General features: G+C 66.7%; 12 protein-coding genes. 8 read left to right on the forward strand and 4 right to left on the reverse strand.

Translation table 11 applies throughout. The features are described 5' to 3' along the window. Positions 1 to 6: 6 nt before the first annotated feature. On the reverse strand, positions 7 to 1,299 hold the full coding sequence (locus ABGB08_RS42755) for an AMP-binding protein (RefSeq protein WP_347602777.1): 1,293 nt from the start codon (positions 1,297 to 1,299) through the stop codon (positions 7 to 9). A 307-nt stretch (positions 1,300 to 1,606) separates the two neighbouring features. Here ABGB08_RS42755 and ABGB08_RS42760 point away from each other — a divergent pair, with 307 nt between their 5' ends. The 6 genes from ABGB08_RS42760 to ABGB08_RS42785 all read left to right on the forward strand — a co-directional run bounded on the left by ABGB08_RS42760 (position 1,607) and on the right by ABGB08_RS42785 (position 10,562). Beyond that, a complete protein-coding gene (locus ABGB08_RS42760) occupies positions 1,607 to 2,956 on the forward strand; it encodes a condensation domain-containing protein (protein ID WP_347602780.1) in 1,350 nt (449 codons plus the stop codon). A 436-nt stretch (positions 2,957 to 3,392) separates the two neighbouring features. Beyond that, positions 3,393 to 4,442 (forward strand): type IV toxin-antitoxin system AbiEi family antitoxin domain-containing protein, encoded by a 1,050-nt coding sequence (locus ABGB08_RS42765; protein WP_347602783.1) that lies wholly within the window; start codon positions 3,393 to 3,395, stop codon positions 4,440 to 4,442. A gap of 38 nt (positions 4,443 to 4,480) precedes the next feature. After that, entirely contained in the window at positions 4,481 to 5,356 is an 876-nt protein-coding gene (locus ABGB08_RS42770; RefSeq protein WP_347602786.1) for a nucleotidyl transferase AbiEii/AbiGii toxin family protein, read from the forward strand. Positions 5,357 to 5,802: 446 nt separating this feature from the next. Continuing rightward, on the forward strand, positions 5,803 to 6,432 hold the full coding sequence (locus ABGB08_RS42775; RefSeq protein WP_347602789.1) for an HNH endonuclease family protein: 630 nt from the start codon (positions 5,803 to 5,805) through the stop codon (positions 6,430 to 6,432). Between the two features lie 220 nt (positions 6,433 to 6,652). Further along, positions 6,653 to 9,508, forward strand: a complete 2,856-nt coding sequence (locus ABGB08_RS42780) for a CARDB domain-containing protein (protein ID WP_347602792.1) — start codon at positions 6,653 to 6,655, stop codon at positions 9,506 to 9,508. A 97-nt stretch (positions 9,509 to 9,605) separates the two neighbouring features. After that, complete coding sequence (locus ABGB08_RS42785; protein WP_347602795.1) at positions 9,606 to 10,562, forward strand: sulfotransferase; 957 nt, start codon at positions 9,606 to 9,608, stop codon at positions 10,560 to 10,562. A 5-nt stretch (positions 10,563 to 10,567) separates the two neighbouring features. Here the strand turns inward: ABGB08_RS42785 and ABGB08_RS42790 are convergent, their stop codons facing one another. Next, positions 10,568 to 11,488: an ATP-binding protein gene (locus ABGB08_RS42790; protein WP_347602798.1), complete on the reverse strand. Its 921-nt coding sequence runs from the start codon at positions 11,486 to 11,488 to the stop codon at positions 10,568 to 10,570. 181 nt (positions 11,489 to 11,669) lie between these two features. Between ABGB08_RS42790 and ABGB08_RS42795 the strand changes: the two genes are divergently transcribed. Together ABGB08_RS42795 and ABGB08_RS42800 are read left to right on the forward strand one after the other, a co-directional pair. Further along, complete coding sequence (locus ABGB08_RS42795) at positions 11,670 to 12,965, forward strand: helix-turn-helix transcriptional regulator (RefSeq protein ID WP_347602801.1); 1,296 nt, start codon at positions 11,670 to 11,672, stop codon at positions 12,963 to 12,965. Positions 12,966 to 13,594: 629 nt separating this feature from the next. Beyond that, complete coding sequence (locus tag ABGB08_RS42800; RefSeq protein ID WP_347602804.1) at positions 13,595 to 13,732, forward strand: hypothetical protein; 138 nt, start codon at positions 13,595 to 13,597, stop codon at positions 13,730 to 13,732. Between the two features lie 31 nt (positions 13,733 to 13,763). Here ABGB08_RS42800 and ABGB08_RS42805 read toward each other — a convergent pair whose 3' ends face one another. Then, positions 13,764 to 14,231: an NUDIX domain-containing protein gene (locus ABGB08_RS42805; protein WP_347602807.1), complete on the reverse strand. Its 468-nt coding sequence runs from the start codon at positions 14,229 to 14,231 to the stop codon at positions 13,764 to 13,766. Between the two features lie 38 nt (positions 14,232 to 14,269). Beyond that, entirely contained in the window at positions 14,270 to 14,539 is a 270-nt protein-coding gene (locus ABGB08_RS42810) for a hypothetical protein (protein WP_347602810.1), read from the reverse strand. Between the last annotated feature and the right edge of the window lie 29 nt (positions 14,540 to 14,568).

Here is a 14,568-nt window from a genome sequence, read left to right on the forward strand (position 1 = left end):
ATCTCCTCAAGGACCGTCTCGATCTCGCCGAGTTCGATCCGGTGGCCGCGGAGTTTGACCTGGTTGTCGGAGCGGCCGAGGAAGTCGAGCGTGCCGTCCTGGCGGAGGCGTACGGTGTCGCCGGTGCGGTAGAGGCGGGCGCCCGGTCTGCCGTACGGGTCGGGGATGAAACGGTCGGCGGTCGGGGATGAAACGGTCGGCGGTCAGGGCGGGGCGGCCGAGGTAGCCGTCGGCGACGCCGAGGCCGCCGATCAGGAGTTCGCCTTCCTCGGCGGGGTTCAGGTGGTCGTCGGCGACGTGGACCTGGGTGTTTCCGATGGGGGCGCCGATGCTGACGGAGGCGGTGCCGCGGGGGACCTCCCAGGAGGTGGACCAGATCGTCGTCTCCGTCGGGCCGTAGACGTTGACGAGGCGGGCGCAGCGGTCGGCGAGGGTTCTGGCCAGGGCGACGGGGAGGGCCTCGCCGCCGACCAGGCCGACGACGTTCGCGGCGAAACCGGCGTCGAGGAGGACGCGCCAGCCGGAGGGGGTGGCCTGGACGTGGGTGACGCCCTGGGTGGAGATCAGGTCGCGGAGTTTCGTGCCGTCCCTGGCCGTCTCGGCGTCGGCGACGATCACGCGGCCGCCGGTGATCAGCGGCAGGTACAGCTCAAGTCCGGAAATATCGAAGGAAAGGGAGGTCAGGGCGAGCCAGGCGTCGCTGGGGCCGGCGTCCAGGATGTCGCGCATCGACCAGAGGAAATTGAGCAGCGCGCCGTGCGAGATGACGACACCCTTGGGGCGGCCGGTGGAGCCTGAGGTGTAAAGGACATATGCCCTGTCAGACCTTTTATGCGGATATTTCGTGAATTCGGTGTGGGGGGTGGGGTCGTCCAGGGCGAGCACCGGGCCGGTGAATGGCGGGAGGCTTTCGCGCAGGTGGGTCAGGGTGAGCACGGCGCGCGCGCCCGAGTCGCCGAGCACCATCGCGATCCTCGCCGCCGGGTATCCGGGGTCCAGCGGCAGGTAGGCCGCGCCCGCCTTCAGCACGCCCAGCAGCCCGGCCAGCATCTCCGCGGACCGATCCGCGAACAGCGCGACCAGGTCCCCCCGCCCGATCCCGGCCCGCTGTAATCGCGCCGCGACGGCTTCGGCGGCCTCGTTCAGCTCGCCGTACGTCATGGTGCGGGAACGGGAACGTGCCACCACCGCCACCCGATCCGGGCCTTCGGCGACACGTTCCTCGAACAGGTCGACGATCGCCGGGACGTCCGGCAGCGGCAACTCGGAACGCGTGTGCAAGCCGGTCGTTTCGGTCATCGCTCGTGTCTCCCAAGCCGGTGGTCAGGCAACCAGAGGGCAGGCATCAGAAAAAGCCGCACCGCCGTGAGGGGGAGCGTGCGTGGCGTGGGAGCGTTCCCACGCATTCTGAGGCTAGATTTCGTGTGTGACGGCGTCAATAGATCATCCATATTTCAGAAAGATTCGCCGAGAATACGGCTTTCATCTGGGGATATTTAATCCGCCCATAATTGGGGCTTGACGCGCCGGGGGCGGTTTCTTCTATGCTGATTTGGGAGCGCTCCCAGGCCTCTCTGCCATACCCGAAATCAGAGAGGAGCACGGGATGCCCCTGCCCGAGCAGGCCGATCGGCGGCGCGAGCTGGTGGCCAAACTGCTCGCCCAGAAGGCCGCTCCGCAGGGCGTGACGCCGATCCCCCGGGACGGCTCGCCGCTCGCGTGCTCCCACGAACAGCGCCGTATCTGGCTCGCCCAGCAGTCCGACCCTACCGCCGCGCCCAACGTCACGCTCGCCGTACGGCTCACCGGCCCGCTCGACCTGGCCCGCCTGGCGGGGACCTTCACCGCGCTGATCGCCCGGCACGAGGTCCTGCACACGATCTACACGCTCATCGACGGCGAGCCGTACCAGACCATCCGGCCCGGCCTCCCGGCGCCCTTCGAGTTCGCCGACCTGAGCGGGCTGCCAGAAGCCGACCGCGAGCCCACCGCGCTCGCCCTCGCCAGGACGGCCAGCGCCGAACACTTCCCGGTGACCTCGGGCCCGCTCATGCGCCTGACCGTCTACCGGATCTCGCCGTCCGAGCACCGGCTGTTCCTGGTCTGCCACCACATCGCCGCCGACGGCGGCTCCCTCGCCATCGTGGCCGACGACCTCGCCGCCCTCTATTCCGGTACGGAACCTCCCGCGCCCTCCGTGCAGTACGCCGACTACGCCGCCTGGTCCGCCGAGCGCAGCGCGCGGCGGTTGCCGGAACGCCTGCCGTACTGGACCGAACGGCTGCGCGGCCTGCCGCCGCCCTTGTTCGGCGGCAAGCCGGCCGAGACCGCCGCCCGCTCCGGCGCGACCCGCATGATCCGGGTGGAGCGCGAGACCGTCGACCGCCTCCGCCGCGTCGCCGAAGGCCCGGCCACGCCGTTCGTGGCCCTGTGCGCCGCCTACGCCGTGCTGCTCCAGCGGATGACCGGCCACCGCGACGTGAACGTCGGAATCGTCTCCGCCTCCCGGAGCCGCCGCGAGCTGGAATCCGTCGTCGGGACCTTCATCAACATGATCCCGCTGCGCGTGGCCCTGCCCGCGGGCCAGACCTTCGCCGCCCTGCTCACCCGGGTCAGGGAAACGGCCGCGGGAGCCCTGGCCAACGAGATCCCCTTCGACACCCTCGTCTCCAAAGCGGGCATCCCCCGCATCCCCGGCGTCCACCCCGTCTTCCAGGCCTCGTTCATCCACCGCGAGGACCCCAAACCCCCCGCCGGCTGGAACGACCTCACCGCCGAAGTCTGGGACCACGAGGTAGACGACGCCACCCTCGACCTGACCCTGTCCGCCACCCCTCGCGGCGACCAGTACGAACTCGCCTTCACCGGCCGCCTGGCTCGCTTCTCCCCCGCCGAAATCCACGCCCTCCCGGCTACTTTCGCCACCCTGCTGACCGAACTCGCCGAAACCCGCTGACCAGCCCCCCGACAAGCGAAAGCCCGGCAACCACAAGCGGAAGCCCGAAAAGCAGCAATCCGATAAGCGGTATTCCGCTAATCCGAAACTCGGTAATCGCAGGCCCGCCAATGGGCGCGGACCCTGCTCCCCGCTCCCACCGAACACCCACACCGCCGTCTCCCAGCACGCCTCGACCGCCGCGCCAAGCACAACGGGCCAACCTACGACCGGAACCGCTCCGGGCATTCGATCACGCCCACCCCCGCCCGCAACACCCGCGTCTCAAAACGGAAGAAACCCTGACGAAATCACACTGGAACAGCGCACGACACCTACCGCGCCTGTAGCGTTCGCCGCTACCTTGGCCGTAGAAGTAAGATCGATTCTGCCTGAAGCAGCGATAGTTACACCTTAGGAGTAGCTATCGCTGTCACCACGATGTAACCTTTGAAGCATGAAGCGTCATGAGGCGCTCCGGATCGTGAGCGACCACGCCGCGGGACAGTGGGGGCTCGTCACCACATCTCAGGCGAAACTCGCCGGTCTCAACTCCGTTGACCTGCTGCGTCTGGCGGAGGCGGATCTCCTGGAGAGCGTCGGCCGTGGCGTTTACCTTGTCGCCGGAGCAGCGCCGCCCGACCATCTTGAGATCAAGGTCGCCTGGCTCCGACTCGAACCAGGCACTCTGGCTTGGAAACGCCAGCATCCGGAGACGTACGGGGGTGTCGTCTCGCACGGCTCAGCGTGCGATCTGCATCATCTTGGCGATCTTCCGACGTCTACTGTGGAGATCTCGGTCCCCCGGCGCCGTACCACGCGGGAGGATGGAGTTCGCCTCCACCGGGCGACCCTGGAAGCTTCGGATGTCACGATCGTTGATGGACTTCCCGTCACTACGGCCGAGCGGACCGTGGTAGATCTGCTGGCTGCCCGGGTGGACGGCGCCCACGTTGGCGGAGTAGTCGCCGATACCGTCCGGCAGGGTCTCACCAATGATGAGCGCCTCGCGGAGCGGATCGCCTCGTTCGCGCACTCGTATGGCCTGCCTCGCTCATCGTCGGGCCGGGAGCTGCTCGATTATCTCGTGGAACAAGCCGACCGAGGGCTTCCGGTCAGCGAACGAACTCGCATCACTCAGAACGCCGCCATCCAAGGCTTCGCCTCAGCCCTCGCGCTCATAGCCAATGCACAATCCGGTCAGAATACCGAAATATCGGCGGCCATCCGTAATATACTCGCGGGCCTTCCCTTCGACTCAGGATCAGCGTCCGAAGCCACACTCGCCGATTTTCGAACTATACTCGCCGGAGACCACGTTCCCGAATGGGCTCTTGAGCGTGCCGCCCAGGAACAGCGAGCCAGCAACGATGGAAAACATCGACGGGATCCAAATCGAAAGACTTCCTCAAAGCGTAGGAAGATTCTCAATATCAATAAGCCGTCAGCCAAGCCGAAACCGGTGGACAGGAACACCTGCGGAAAATCCGAAGGGGATGAAACTTGAGCTCGCCGTATGCGAATCCTCGGGATTTCGAGAAGGCCATGAAGGTCAAAATCGTCACGCATGCGAAATCGCTCGGGCTACATGCGAACATGGCGTTTCGAAGCTTCTATTTCAGCCGCCTCGCCGCAAGAATATTTCATCACGATCCGACCGGCTGGCTCCTGAAAGGCGGCCAGGCTCTGCTGGTACGCTACCCGTCGGAAGCACGCCTGAGTCGAGATATCGATCTTCAGCGACCAGGGACCAGGAGCATTCAGGAAGCTCGTTCCGCCCTGCTTGACGCTGCGGCACTTGACCTCCAGGACTTTTTCCGGTTCATACCTACGAGCCTCATCGAGCACTCCGACGAAATCGGAGGTGCTAAACAGTCCTTTAACGTCCTCCTGGGTACCAGAAAAATGGACTCGATTGGGGTCGATTTCGTTACCGGCCGATTCCCTACCGGAATCCCGGAGACCGTGGACCTCAGATCCGGCATTGCCATGCCATGGCCGGACGACTGGCCTCAAGCTCAGCTCTATCCGTTGTCGGATCATATAGCGGACAAGATCTGCGCCATGTACGAACGCCACAATGGATTCCCATCGAGCCGATGGCGCGACCTGGCGGATCTCCTGCTGATCAGCCAGCGCGAGGACCTGGACGGAACGGCCCTACGAATCGCCTTGGAAAGCGAAAGGCTACGACGAACAGGCCTCGGGCTCGATCTGGAGCTACCGGGAGAATTTTGTTCTCCCGGGCCTGCCTGGACGGCCGGATACGAATCCGCTGCCAGGGACGTCACCGGCCTGCGTGGCTGCCGATCATTCGCGGAAGCCACTGCGGCAGCCCATACATTCATCACGCCGATATTAGGCGGCCCAGCTCCGAACCACTGGGATCACACAAATTCAACGTGGTCCTTTCGTCGATGAGCACGCGTATCAAATCGACTCTGATGAGTATTACGCGTAAGGCCGCGGGCCGATGGGCGGCAGGCCGGTCATGCCTGGGCACCTCTCGCCTGTTCGGCGGATGCCACGCGAACGCGCACCGACCCGCCTTCGCCTGGCACCAGCCCTGGTTCCAGGGAAGCTCCACGTCTGCCTGAAGGCCGGAGCGACGTACCGACTGAGCGTGTTAACACGAACTTCACCCCGAGTTCGGGGGCGCAGCAAAGGCGGTCGGCGACGTATGTCCTGATCAGCGCGTCGCGTGCGCGAGCATCGGGCGGGATCACACGAATGGTCCCCGTCTGGATGGTCAAAGGCTGATATTTCAGCGTTTGTGAGTGAATGCGACTGTCCCACTTAGTCCAGTTCAGCCCCGTTGGCGTCCAGGATCAACCACTGGCCGGGGTTGCGGACAGAAGGAGGGACTCGTGCAGCGAGTCTTCGCGATCTTCACCGCGTTATGCGCCACTCTCGCCCTCGCCGGCGTGCTCGCCGGGCCCGCGGCGGCGACCCCGCCGGGGATCCCGTCCACGGCCACCGCCACCTCGCAGCTCGCCGCGCTGACCGTCGCGAACGAGGCCAACGCGTCAAGCTACGACCGCGACCTGTTCCCGCACTGGATCACGATCTCCGGCGCCTGCAACACCCGGGAGACCGTGCTCAAGCGCGACGGCAGCGGCGTCGTCGTCAACTCCAGCTGCGCCGCCACCTCCGGCAGCTGGTACAGCCCCTACGACGGCGCCACCTGGACGCTCGCCTCCGACGTCGACATCGACCACATGGTCCCCCTCTCCGAGGCCTGGAAGTCCGGCGCCAGCGCCTGGACCACCGCCAAGCGCCAGGATTTCGCCAACGACCTGTCCAGCCCGCAGCTCTGGGCCGTGACCGACAACGTGAACCAGTCCAAGGGCGACAAGGACCCGGCCGCCTGGAAGCCCTCCCGCACCGCTTTCTACTGCACGTACGCCAAGGCCTGGATCGCCGTGAAGTACAAGTGGGCCCTGAAGCTCCAGAGCTCGGAGAAGTCCGCCCTCACCAGCATGCTCGGCAGCTGCTGACGCCCGGCCGCTGACCCACCGGGGGCTGCCGCCGGTCGAAGCGACGGCAGCCCTCACCAGCATGGCCCAATCCCGCCGGCCACCGCGAGAACAACAGATCCGGCACAACTAATTACTCCCCGAAACCACAACAAGCCAGGACAAATCACCACGCAGCGTGTTCGGTTGAGTACGGGGCTACTCATGCCATCCACCCGCAATCCCCAACATCGTTGCAAATATGCTGACCAGACCCTTACGGGCAGCGCTCGCGTTCCTCCTGGTCATCGCGGGCCTGTCCATCGTTCCCGCCCAAGTGAGAGCGGCCGCGACCCAGCCGCTCACCGTGCGCATCCTCCTGGTGAACTGCATCGATCCCTGCCGCAATGAAGGGCTCGAAGCCGCCGGAGAGAGCGCACCCGACTTCTACGGCGAGATCACCTTTGCCGGATTCCCCGTACACACCACCCCGAGAGCGGCCGAGGACCAGGAACAGGTCGCCCCGTTCTGGGAGCTCACCCGGGACATCCCCACCACCGTGGTCGAACAGGAGATCTCCATCCTGATCAAGGACCACGACTCCACCAGCGGGGACGACTGGGCCGACACCTCGCCGCGGGAGGGCGACCCGTTCACCCGGGTCACGGTGAACATGATCAACGGCAGTGTCACCGGTGACCTGACCTCGTCCACCGGATGTGTGGCCGGCAACGGCGAGGAGGGCGGTGGGATCTTCGGGGCCGACCCGAAGCCAGCCGTACAGGTCTGCTTCGAGATCACCCCGGCCAGCGCGGCCGACTCCGACGGCGACGGATTCACCGACTACGAGGAGTTCCGCGGCCGGGACTTCAACAACGACAACGTGGTCGACATGACGCTGCCGGACGCCGATCCCACCCGCCGCGACATCTACGTCGAGATCGACTGGATGGCCGGCCTGAAGCCGCAGCCCGGCGTGCTGAGCAGGGTGGAGCAGGTGTTCAACAACGCCCTGGTGACCAACACGCAGACCGGCGCGAGCGGCCTGGCCCTGCATCTGATCGAAGACGAGCAGGTCCCGTTCGCCGGCAGGATCGACTTCGGTGATGTACGGCCACCGGGCACGTACGACGACTTCGACGACATCAAACAGGGCAACCCCGCCATGGCCTGCGGCACCACCGGCACCGGCAGCTTCGGCAGCGCCGCCGACCGGGCCAGCCCGCTGTGCAGCGACATTCTCAACTTCAAGCGCCAGCGGTTCCGGTACGGCCTGTTCATCAACGGGCTGACCAACAGCGGCACCACCTCCGGCCGGGCCGAGCTGCACGAGCAGGGCGGCAACGACTTCGTCGTCTCGCTGGGCGTCTGGACCGCCAACATGTTCAACAATGTCGGCGGGAGGGCCGCCGCCGAGCAGGCCACCCTGCTGCACGAGCTGGGCCACACCTTCGGCCTGGGCCACGGCGGGCGCCGCGACAACGGGACCGTCGACGACCTCAACTGCAAGCCGAACTACCAGAGCGTGATGAGCTACTCCTGGCAGTTCGCCAACATCGACGGCAACCGCCCGCTCGACTACCAGCGGTTCGGCAAGATGAACCTGAAGGAGGACGACCTCGACGAGACCTCGAACCCGGGCCTGCCCGGCGTCGCCCGTCCGGTCATCTACGGGGTCGGCGGCAACTGGACCCTCGGCTCCGCGAGCGCGCCGATCGACTGGACCGGCGACGGCCCGCCGTTCTCGGCCAGCGCGCAGGCCAACATCAACCACATCCCGACCATCGACCCGGGCTGCACGAACACCTCGAACACCGAGACCCTGCTCAGTCCGCCGGACTGGGACCGGCTGAAGTACAGCTTCACCAGCAGCCCGTACTGGTCCGACGGCTCGCACGGGCCGACTGTCCAGGAGCTGACCGGTGACTCGGCGCTCAAGGTGACCTCGGCCGACCTGACCGCAGGGCTGACCGTGGACAAGGCCGACGCGGCCGGTGGCGACACGGTGACCGCGACCGTGACCATCGGCAACAAGGGCGGCAGCGGCTCGACCGCCACCTCGGTGACCTTTACTCCTCCGGTGGGCGATCCGGTCACCCGTACGGTCCCCAACCTCGCGCCGGGCGGATCGAGGACCGAGACGTTCACATACACGGTGCCGTGCACGGCCACCGACGGCGCCACGCTGACCGCGACCGCCGCGGTGACCGGCAAGAACGCCGAAGGCACCCCGGAACCGGCGGAGACCCTGGCCGACAACACGGCCACGACCACGACCAAGGCGCACGTCCCGGTCATGGCGGTGACCTCCGCCGCGACCGCGACCGTGAACGCCGGTGAGGCGATCACCTACACGGTGACCCACCGCAACACCGGCAGCGCCGCCGCCACCGGAGCCACTCTGAAGTACACGCTCCCCGCGAACGTGTACTACAGCACGGCTCTCGACACCGGCGCCGGTCCCCGCCCGGCCTCCGTGACCAGGAACTCCGACGGCACGACGACCCTGACCTGGAACCTCGGCACGGTCGCTGCGGCCGGGACGGGCGCCGTCGTCTTCACCGCACGGCCCAGCCTGCTCCTGGAGGCCGGCGCCACGGTGACCGGCGCCGCCGCCGTGACCTACGGCGGGACGAACGGCTGCGCGTTCGCCCCGGTGACGGGCTCCTCGGCGACCACCATCACCGCGGTCGCGCCAAGCCGACAGCCGCTGCTCTCCACCCTGTGGGCGCTGAACACGAACCTCCGCACCCCGGAGGCGCTGGCTCGCGTCCAAGCCACCGACACCCGCTTCGACGGCGCGGACAACTCCGCCGCCAACGGCGCGCTGTCCCAGTCCGAGGCCTCGGCCGTCCTGTTCCTGCCGGTGACCCAGCCGCGCACACTCCGGGCGGAACTCCTGGCCACCACCCTCAACCTGGCGACCCGCAGGATCAACGCGGGCACCCAGATCCACACGATCACCATCCAGCGCCTGGGCCTGCACACGGTGGGCGACGCCGTCCGCTACGTGCAAGCAACACTGGCCCAGCCCCCGACCCTGGCCAACCTCATCCGCTACACCGACTCGACGCTGATCCTCACGGAGATCAACTCGAACCTGGCAGAACGCTACTGATCACCCGGCAGCGCTTCCCGGATCACCCGGGAGGCGCTGCCCCTTTTCAGGAGGCATAATTACCAACTAAATTTGTAGGAAAAGTAGGAGGTTGCCCATGCCGCTGCCCGACTTCCTGGTGATCGGCGCGCCCAAGGCCGCCACCACCGCCCTGCACACCGCCCTGGCCGGCCACCCCCAGCTGCACCTGTCCGCCGTCAAGGAACCCAAGTTCTTTCTCACCGACGGCCCGCCCCCCACCACCGGCGGCCCCGGCGACGCCGACACCTACCGCGAGCACATCTGGCGCCGCCCCGACTACGAGTCCTTATTCCGCCCCGGCGCCGTCAACGGCGAATCCACCCCGTTCTACCTGTACGACCTCGAGGCCCAGCGCCGGATCCACGACCTGATCCCGCACGCCAAACTCATCGTCACCCTCCGCGACCCGGTCGAACGCGCCCACTCCAACTGGACCCACCTCTGGTCCGCGGGCCTGGAACCCATCGGCGACTTCCTGAAAGCATGCGCCCAGGAACCCCAGCGCATCCGCGCCGGCTGGGCCCCCTTCTGGCACTACATCTCCCTGGGCCGCTACGGCGAGCAACTCGCCCACCTCTACACCCTCTTCCCCCGCGACCAAGTCCTGCTCTTCCGCTACCGCGACCTCCTCGACCGCCCCGCCCCCACCCTCAACCGCATCTGCGCGTTCCTCGACGTCGACCAGGACATCCTCACCACGATCCCCCGCGAGAACGTCACCGCCCACCCCGCCGAAACCCCCCGCCACCGCCTCCTCTCCCACCTGGTCCGCCTATCCGACCGCCTCGCCGGCCAACGCCTGACCGCCCCCCTCACCCGCCTCCTCCAACACCGTGCCAACCCCCGCCAACCCCTCACCTGGACCCAACGCCAGTCCCTCCTCCCCCACTTCGCCCCCGACATCGCCCTCCTGCAATCCACCACAAACGAGGATTTCTCCGACTGGCTCCGCCCCCGCCCCCGCTCCGGCGGCCTGGTAGGCACCCGCCCCACCGGCCAATCCCAGTCCCGCAACGGCCGCCCCCGAGGCTGACATTCTTAGGCGACCCTGGACCTTGCCCCGTCATGGCGGTCGGCGGGTGCCGGTATGAGGGCCATCGAGGCCCCTTGCCGAGGCCAGTCGCGGTAGGGAGCAGCCCGGACGCCTTTGCGTTCGGTGTCGTATGCCCACCATGTGAAAACCAGCCGCCGAAGGATTGACCAGGCGCTGCCTCGGGAAATGCCGTGTTCAGCCATCAGTTGGCGGGTGGTCAGCCGCTGGTGCGCGACGATCTCTCCCGTACGGATCCTCTCGGCCACGGCCATGGCGATCATCGTGATCTGATCGTGGACGGGCGGCCGTGGGGGTTCGGGCTCGGCCGTCCCGGGCGCGAGATCGGGAATGAGCCCGGGTGTGGGATCGGGAATGAGCCCAGGCGGGACCTCGAAGTACAAGCCCGGCACGATCTCGTACGACGGTCCCTCCGACATCTCGCGGATGGCTTGTGACCAGGGCGGCGGCCATGGCGGAGGGTCGTCGGGGTTGTGGTCTCGCTCGTTCAGGCGGAGCCAGACTACCCGTCTCGTGTCCCGGTCGCGGTAGCCCCAATTGTCGGCGATCTGGTCGACCACACGCAGACCGCGCCCGCCGAGGCGTTCCACGTCGGAGGGAAGCCGTAGGTGCGGGACGCTGGTGGCCGACCCGTCGTCGGTCACGTTGACATAGATGGTGCCTTGGTAGCTCGCGACCGCGACGGTGACCTCCCCGTTCGGGTTGCGGCCGGAGTCCGAATGGCGCACCGAATTCGCGACCAACTCGCCGACGACCAGTGCCAGGTCATCCAGCCGGTCATCGGCCACACCGGCGAACAGCGCGCGAGCGAACTTCCGCGCGCTCGGCGCCGCGACTGGTCGCCCGGGAAGGTCGATGACGCCCAGCACAGTGATGGGTGATCCCTGAATCGCTTCAGTCGCATTCATGGGTCAGGGCCTCGATTCCTGTCCAAGGGCTCGTCGAGCGCGGGGCAACGGCTTGACGAGCCCGCCGAAACTTCGGCTTTTGGGCTTACGGCAATGCCATATTGGAGATGAACCAGCAGCCGACCAAGGGGAATGATTGTGGGGCCGCCGTCGCCACAATCACCAAAATGCGGGAGCAGGCATGTCGCGAGCCTCCGAGCGTGTGGACCCAGGTGCTTCGCCGTGGCATCTGCTGGGGGCGGCCATTCGGCATTGGCGTGAGGATGTTCGGGGAGTCACCCTGCAGGAAGTCGCCAAGCAGACCTACAGCGACCACGGAGATCTTTCCAAATGGGAGCGGGGGCTGGTGCGTCCGCATTCGAGTGTTGTGGAACGCCTGGATTCCGCGCTGAACGCCAAGGGCCACCTTGTAGCGCTTCACGGCGTTGTGACGGATCTCGACCGTTTTCATACCCTGGAAACCAAGACACCAGTCCCGCAGGAGGACGCCACGGAACGCCGTCGTTTACTCCAGATCGCCGCCGCCAATCTCACCTTGGGACTCGTCGGCGGTTCCGAACCCGTTCGCCAACTACTTGACCAAGACCACGCCCGCAGCATCGAAGAGTGGGAGATCTCCCGCGCCGATCACCTCCACGCACTGCGCACCCGCCCACCGGCCCAGGTGGCCGCGGACCTGGCCATCGATCTGCTTGCCCTGGAACGGCAAATGAAGATCGCGAAGCCTGCGGAGATCATCGAGTTGCAGCGCGTCCTTGCGGCGCTGTCCGCTGTCCATGCCAACGCACTGACGCGCTTGGCCGATCACGGGGCGGCGATTCGATGGTGGCGTACCGCACGCCGGGCCGCCGACGCCTCCGGAGATCTTTCGCTCGACCTGCTGATCCGGGGTCAGGAGGCCGCTCATGGCCTGTACGGCCAGCGAAGCCCGGAAACCGTGCTCCACCTCGTTCGCTCAGCTCAGCAACTCACAAGCCGCCCGAATACGGGGCTGACGACCACAGGTGCCAGCCTGATGGCCACGGAGGCCAAGGCACTCAGCATGATCGGCCGCCATGGCGAAGCACTCGCGGTGATGCACAGTCTGACGGGCCTGGCCGAGACGATAAAGGGGGATCCACTGGGGTTCTGGAAGCCAGACCAGATCCATTTCGCGGCTAGTTGGATCAACGCCGCAGCAGGCCGCGAAAGCCACCACGACGCACAGAGGGATACCGTCTTGGCGCTGACCACCGATTACGTGTACGGCACCAACGTGATCCTGCATCGAGCCCTGTGCACTGTCGCCAACGGCGGCATCGAGGAAGGCACACGACTGGCCGCCGCCGTGATCGCGGACTCGCCCGCCGCCTATCGCAGCAGTCATGTGCTGGAGACCGCGCGCATGGTACTGCGAGCTATCCCCTTGGCCCAGCGTAATTTCGCTGCCGTCAGGGAACTAAGTGAGGTCCTGGCCATCGACCCACCGAAGACGTAATTGCAGCTTGGAAAGGATCCACGAATCCCTACGGATGCCTCCCAAGCTAGCCGAACCAGGGGGTGTGCACGACATTCGCGGTCAGCGGTCTTGCTCGGCTCGTGAATTTGCAGCGAACGTTCGAGGAAGGATTGCGGCTCATCAGGACCGATGAGCAGTTGGCCGCTCATGCTCACCATCGCCGTCCTGCGAGCGGTCCTGGTCGCCAGGGCTGCCAGGGATCGCGGGCTGATGGTTGATCGTTAGGGTGATCGTCGTCGTGTTGGTGGCGGTCTCGGGGGTTGTACGTGACCTCGATCGATCGGACCGCGTAATCCGCGGTTTGTCCGGGTGGTGTCGGCCCGGGAGTTGGCGGAGTCCTTCACGCCGACCGACGCCGAGGCGGCGTGGGCGCGGGGCCGGACCCAGGATGAACGTCATCTACTGGCGCTGGTGGTGTGGCTGAAGTCCTACCCGCCGCTGGGGTACTTCCCGAAACTCGCCGAGGTGCCACCGGTGGTGACGCGGCATGTTCGAGGGGCGCTGGGGCTACCCGATGAAGTGGAGTTGCAGGAGGCGGCGTCAGTATCGGCCCAAGCGGCGTCGGGCGCGGGGTCACCCCAGCCAAGATCCTCAATGACATCATCCAGATGATCTCCGGCGCCGTAGATCTTCTCGCCGATCTCACGCAAGGGACCTACAGTTCCCTTCTGCCGGATCTGGCTCCAGGCGCGATCCGCGACCTGCGTGACCCCGACGCGTCCCACGACGGGGACGACGAGGACTGACGCCCGTGGCAACACCCCGCAGCCGCGCTCGTCAGCGCAGGACGACCGGCGTGTCCGGCACTCCGGCGGCGAGGATCTCTGCGATCAGGTCGGCGAGGCCGAACGGGTAGATAGTCTCGCGGGTATCGCGTAGTTCGTCGAGGGTCCACCAGTGGCAGGCACGGATGGTGTCGGGCTGGGTGGCTCGGGCTGGGTTGATCGCGGTGGCGGCGAGGTGAGCGAGGTAGTACTGCTCCACCTGACGGACGTCGTGGCCGCCGACCTGGTGGATCTTGCTGCGTTCGGCGATCTGCGCGCCAAGGCGAACCTGTGCGTCATCGACGCCGAGTTCTTCGCGTAGCTCGCGGCGGACCGCGGTCGGGTAATCCTCCCCCGGGTCGAGGGATCCTCCGGGGGTTGCCCAGAATCCGCCGTTTTCGTCGTAGCGCAGCAGCAGCACGTTGTCGTCGTCGTCCAGTGCGATCACGCGGGCGGCGGACCGCAGCGGTGGGGCCGTCATGGGGTTCATTGTTGCAGCTCAGCTGTTGCAGCTCAGCCCTACGTTCTCAGTGACTCGCTCAGGCCGATCTCGCTGTCGCTGTAGGGGCGGCCGAAGCGGGCGGCGGCCAGCGGGCGGCGCGGCAGTTCGCCGGTGAGGTGGTGCCAGCCGTACAGTGCGCAGCCGAGCGCCTGCCCGCGGTCGGAGGCGGCGGGGGTGGCGGCTTCGAGGAGTTCCACCCGCCAGTGTTTCGTGCCGTACGTCGCGCAGCTGAGGTAGAGCCGCCATCTCCGCCCCCGCCCCGGCGGCCTGGTAGGCACCCGCTCCACCGGCCAATCCCAATCCCGCAACGGCCGCA

This window comes from Acrocarpospora sp. B8E8 (assembly GCF_039871605.1).
GTDB lineage: Bacteria > Actinomycetota > Actinomycetes > Streptosporangiales > Streptosporangiaceae > Acrocarpospora > Acrocarpospora macrocephala.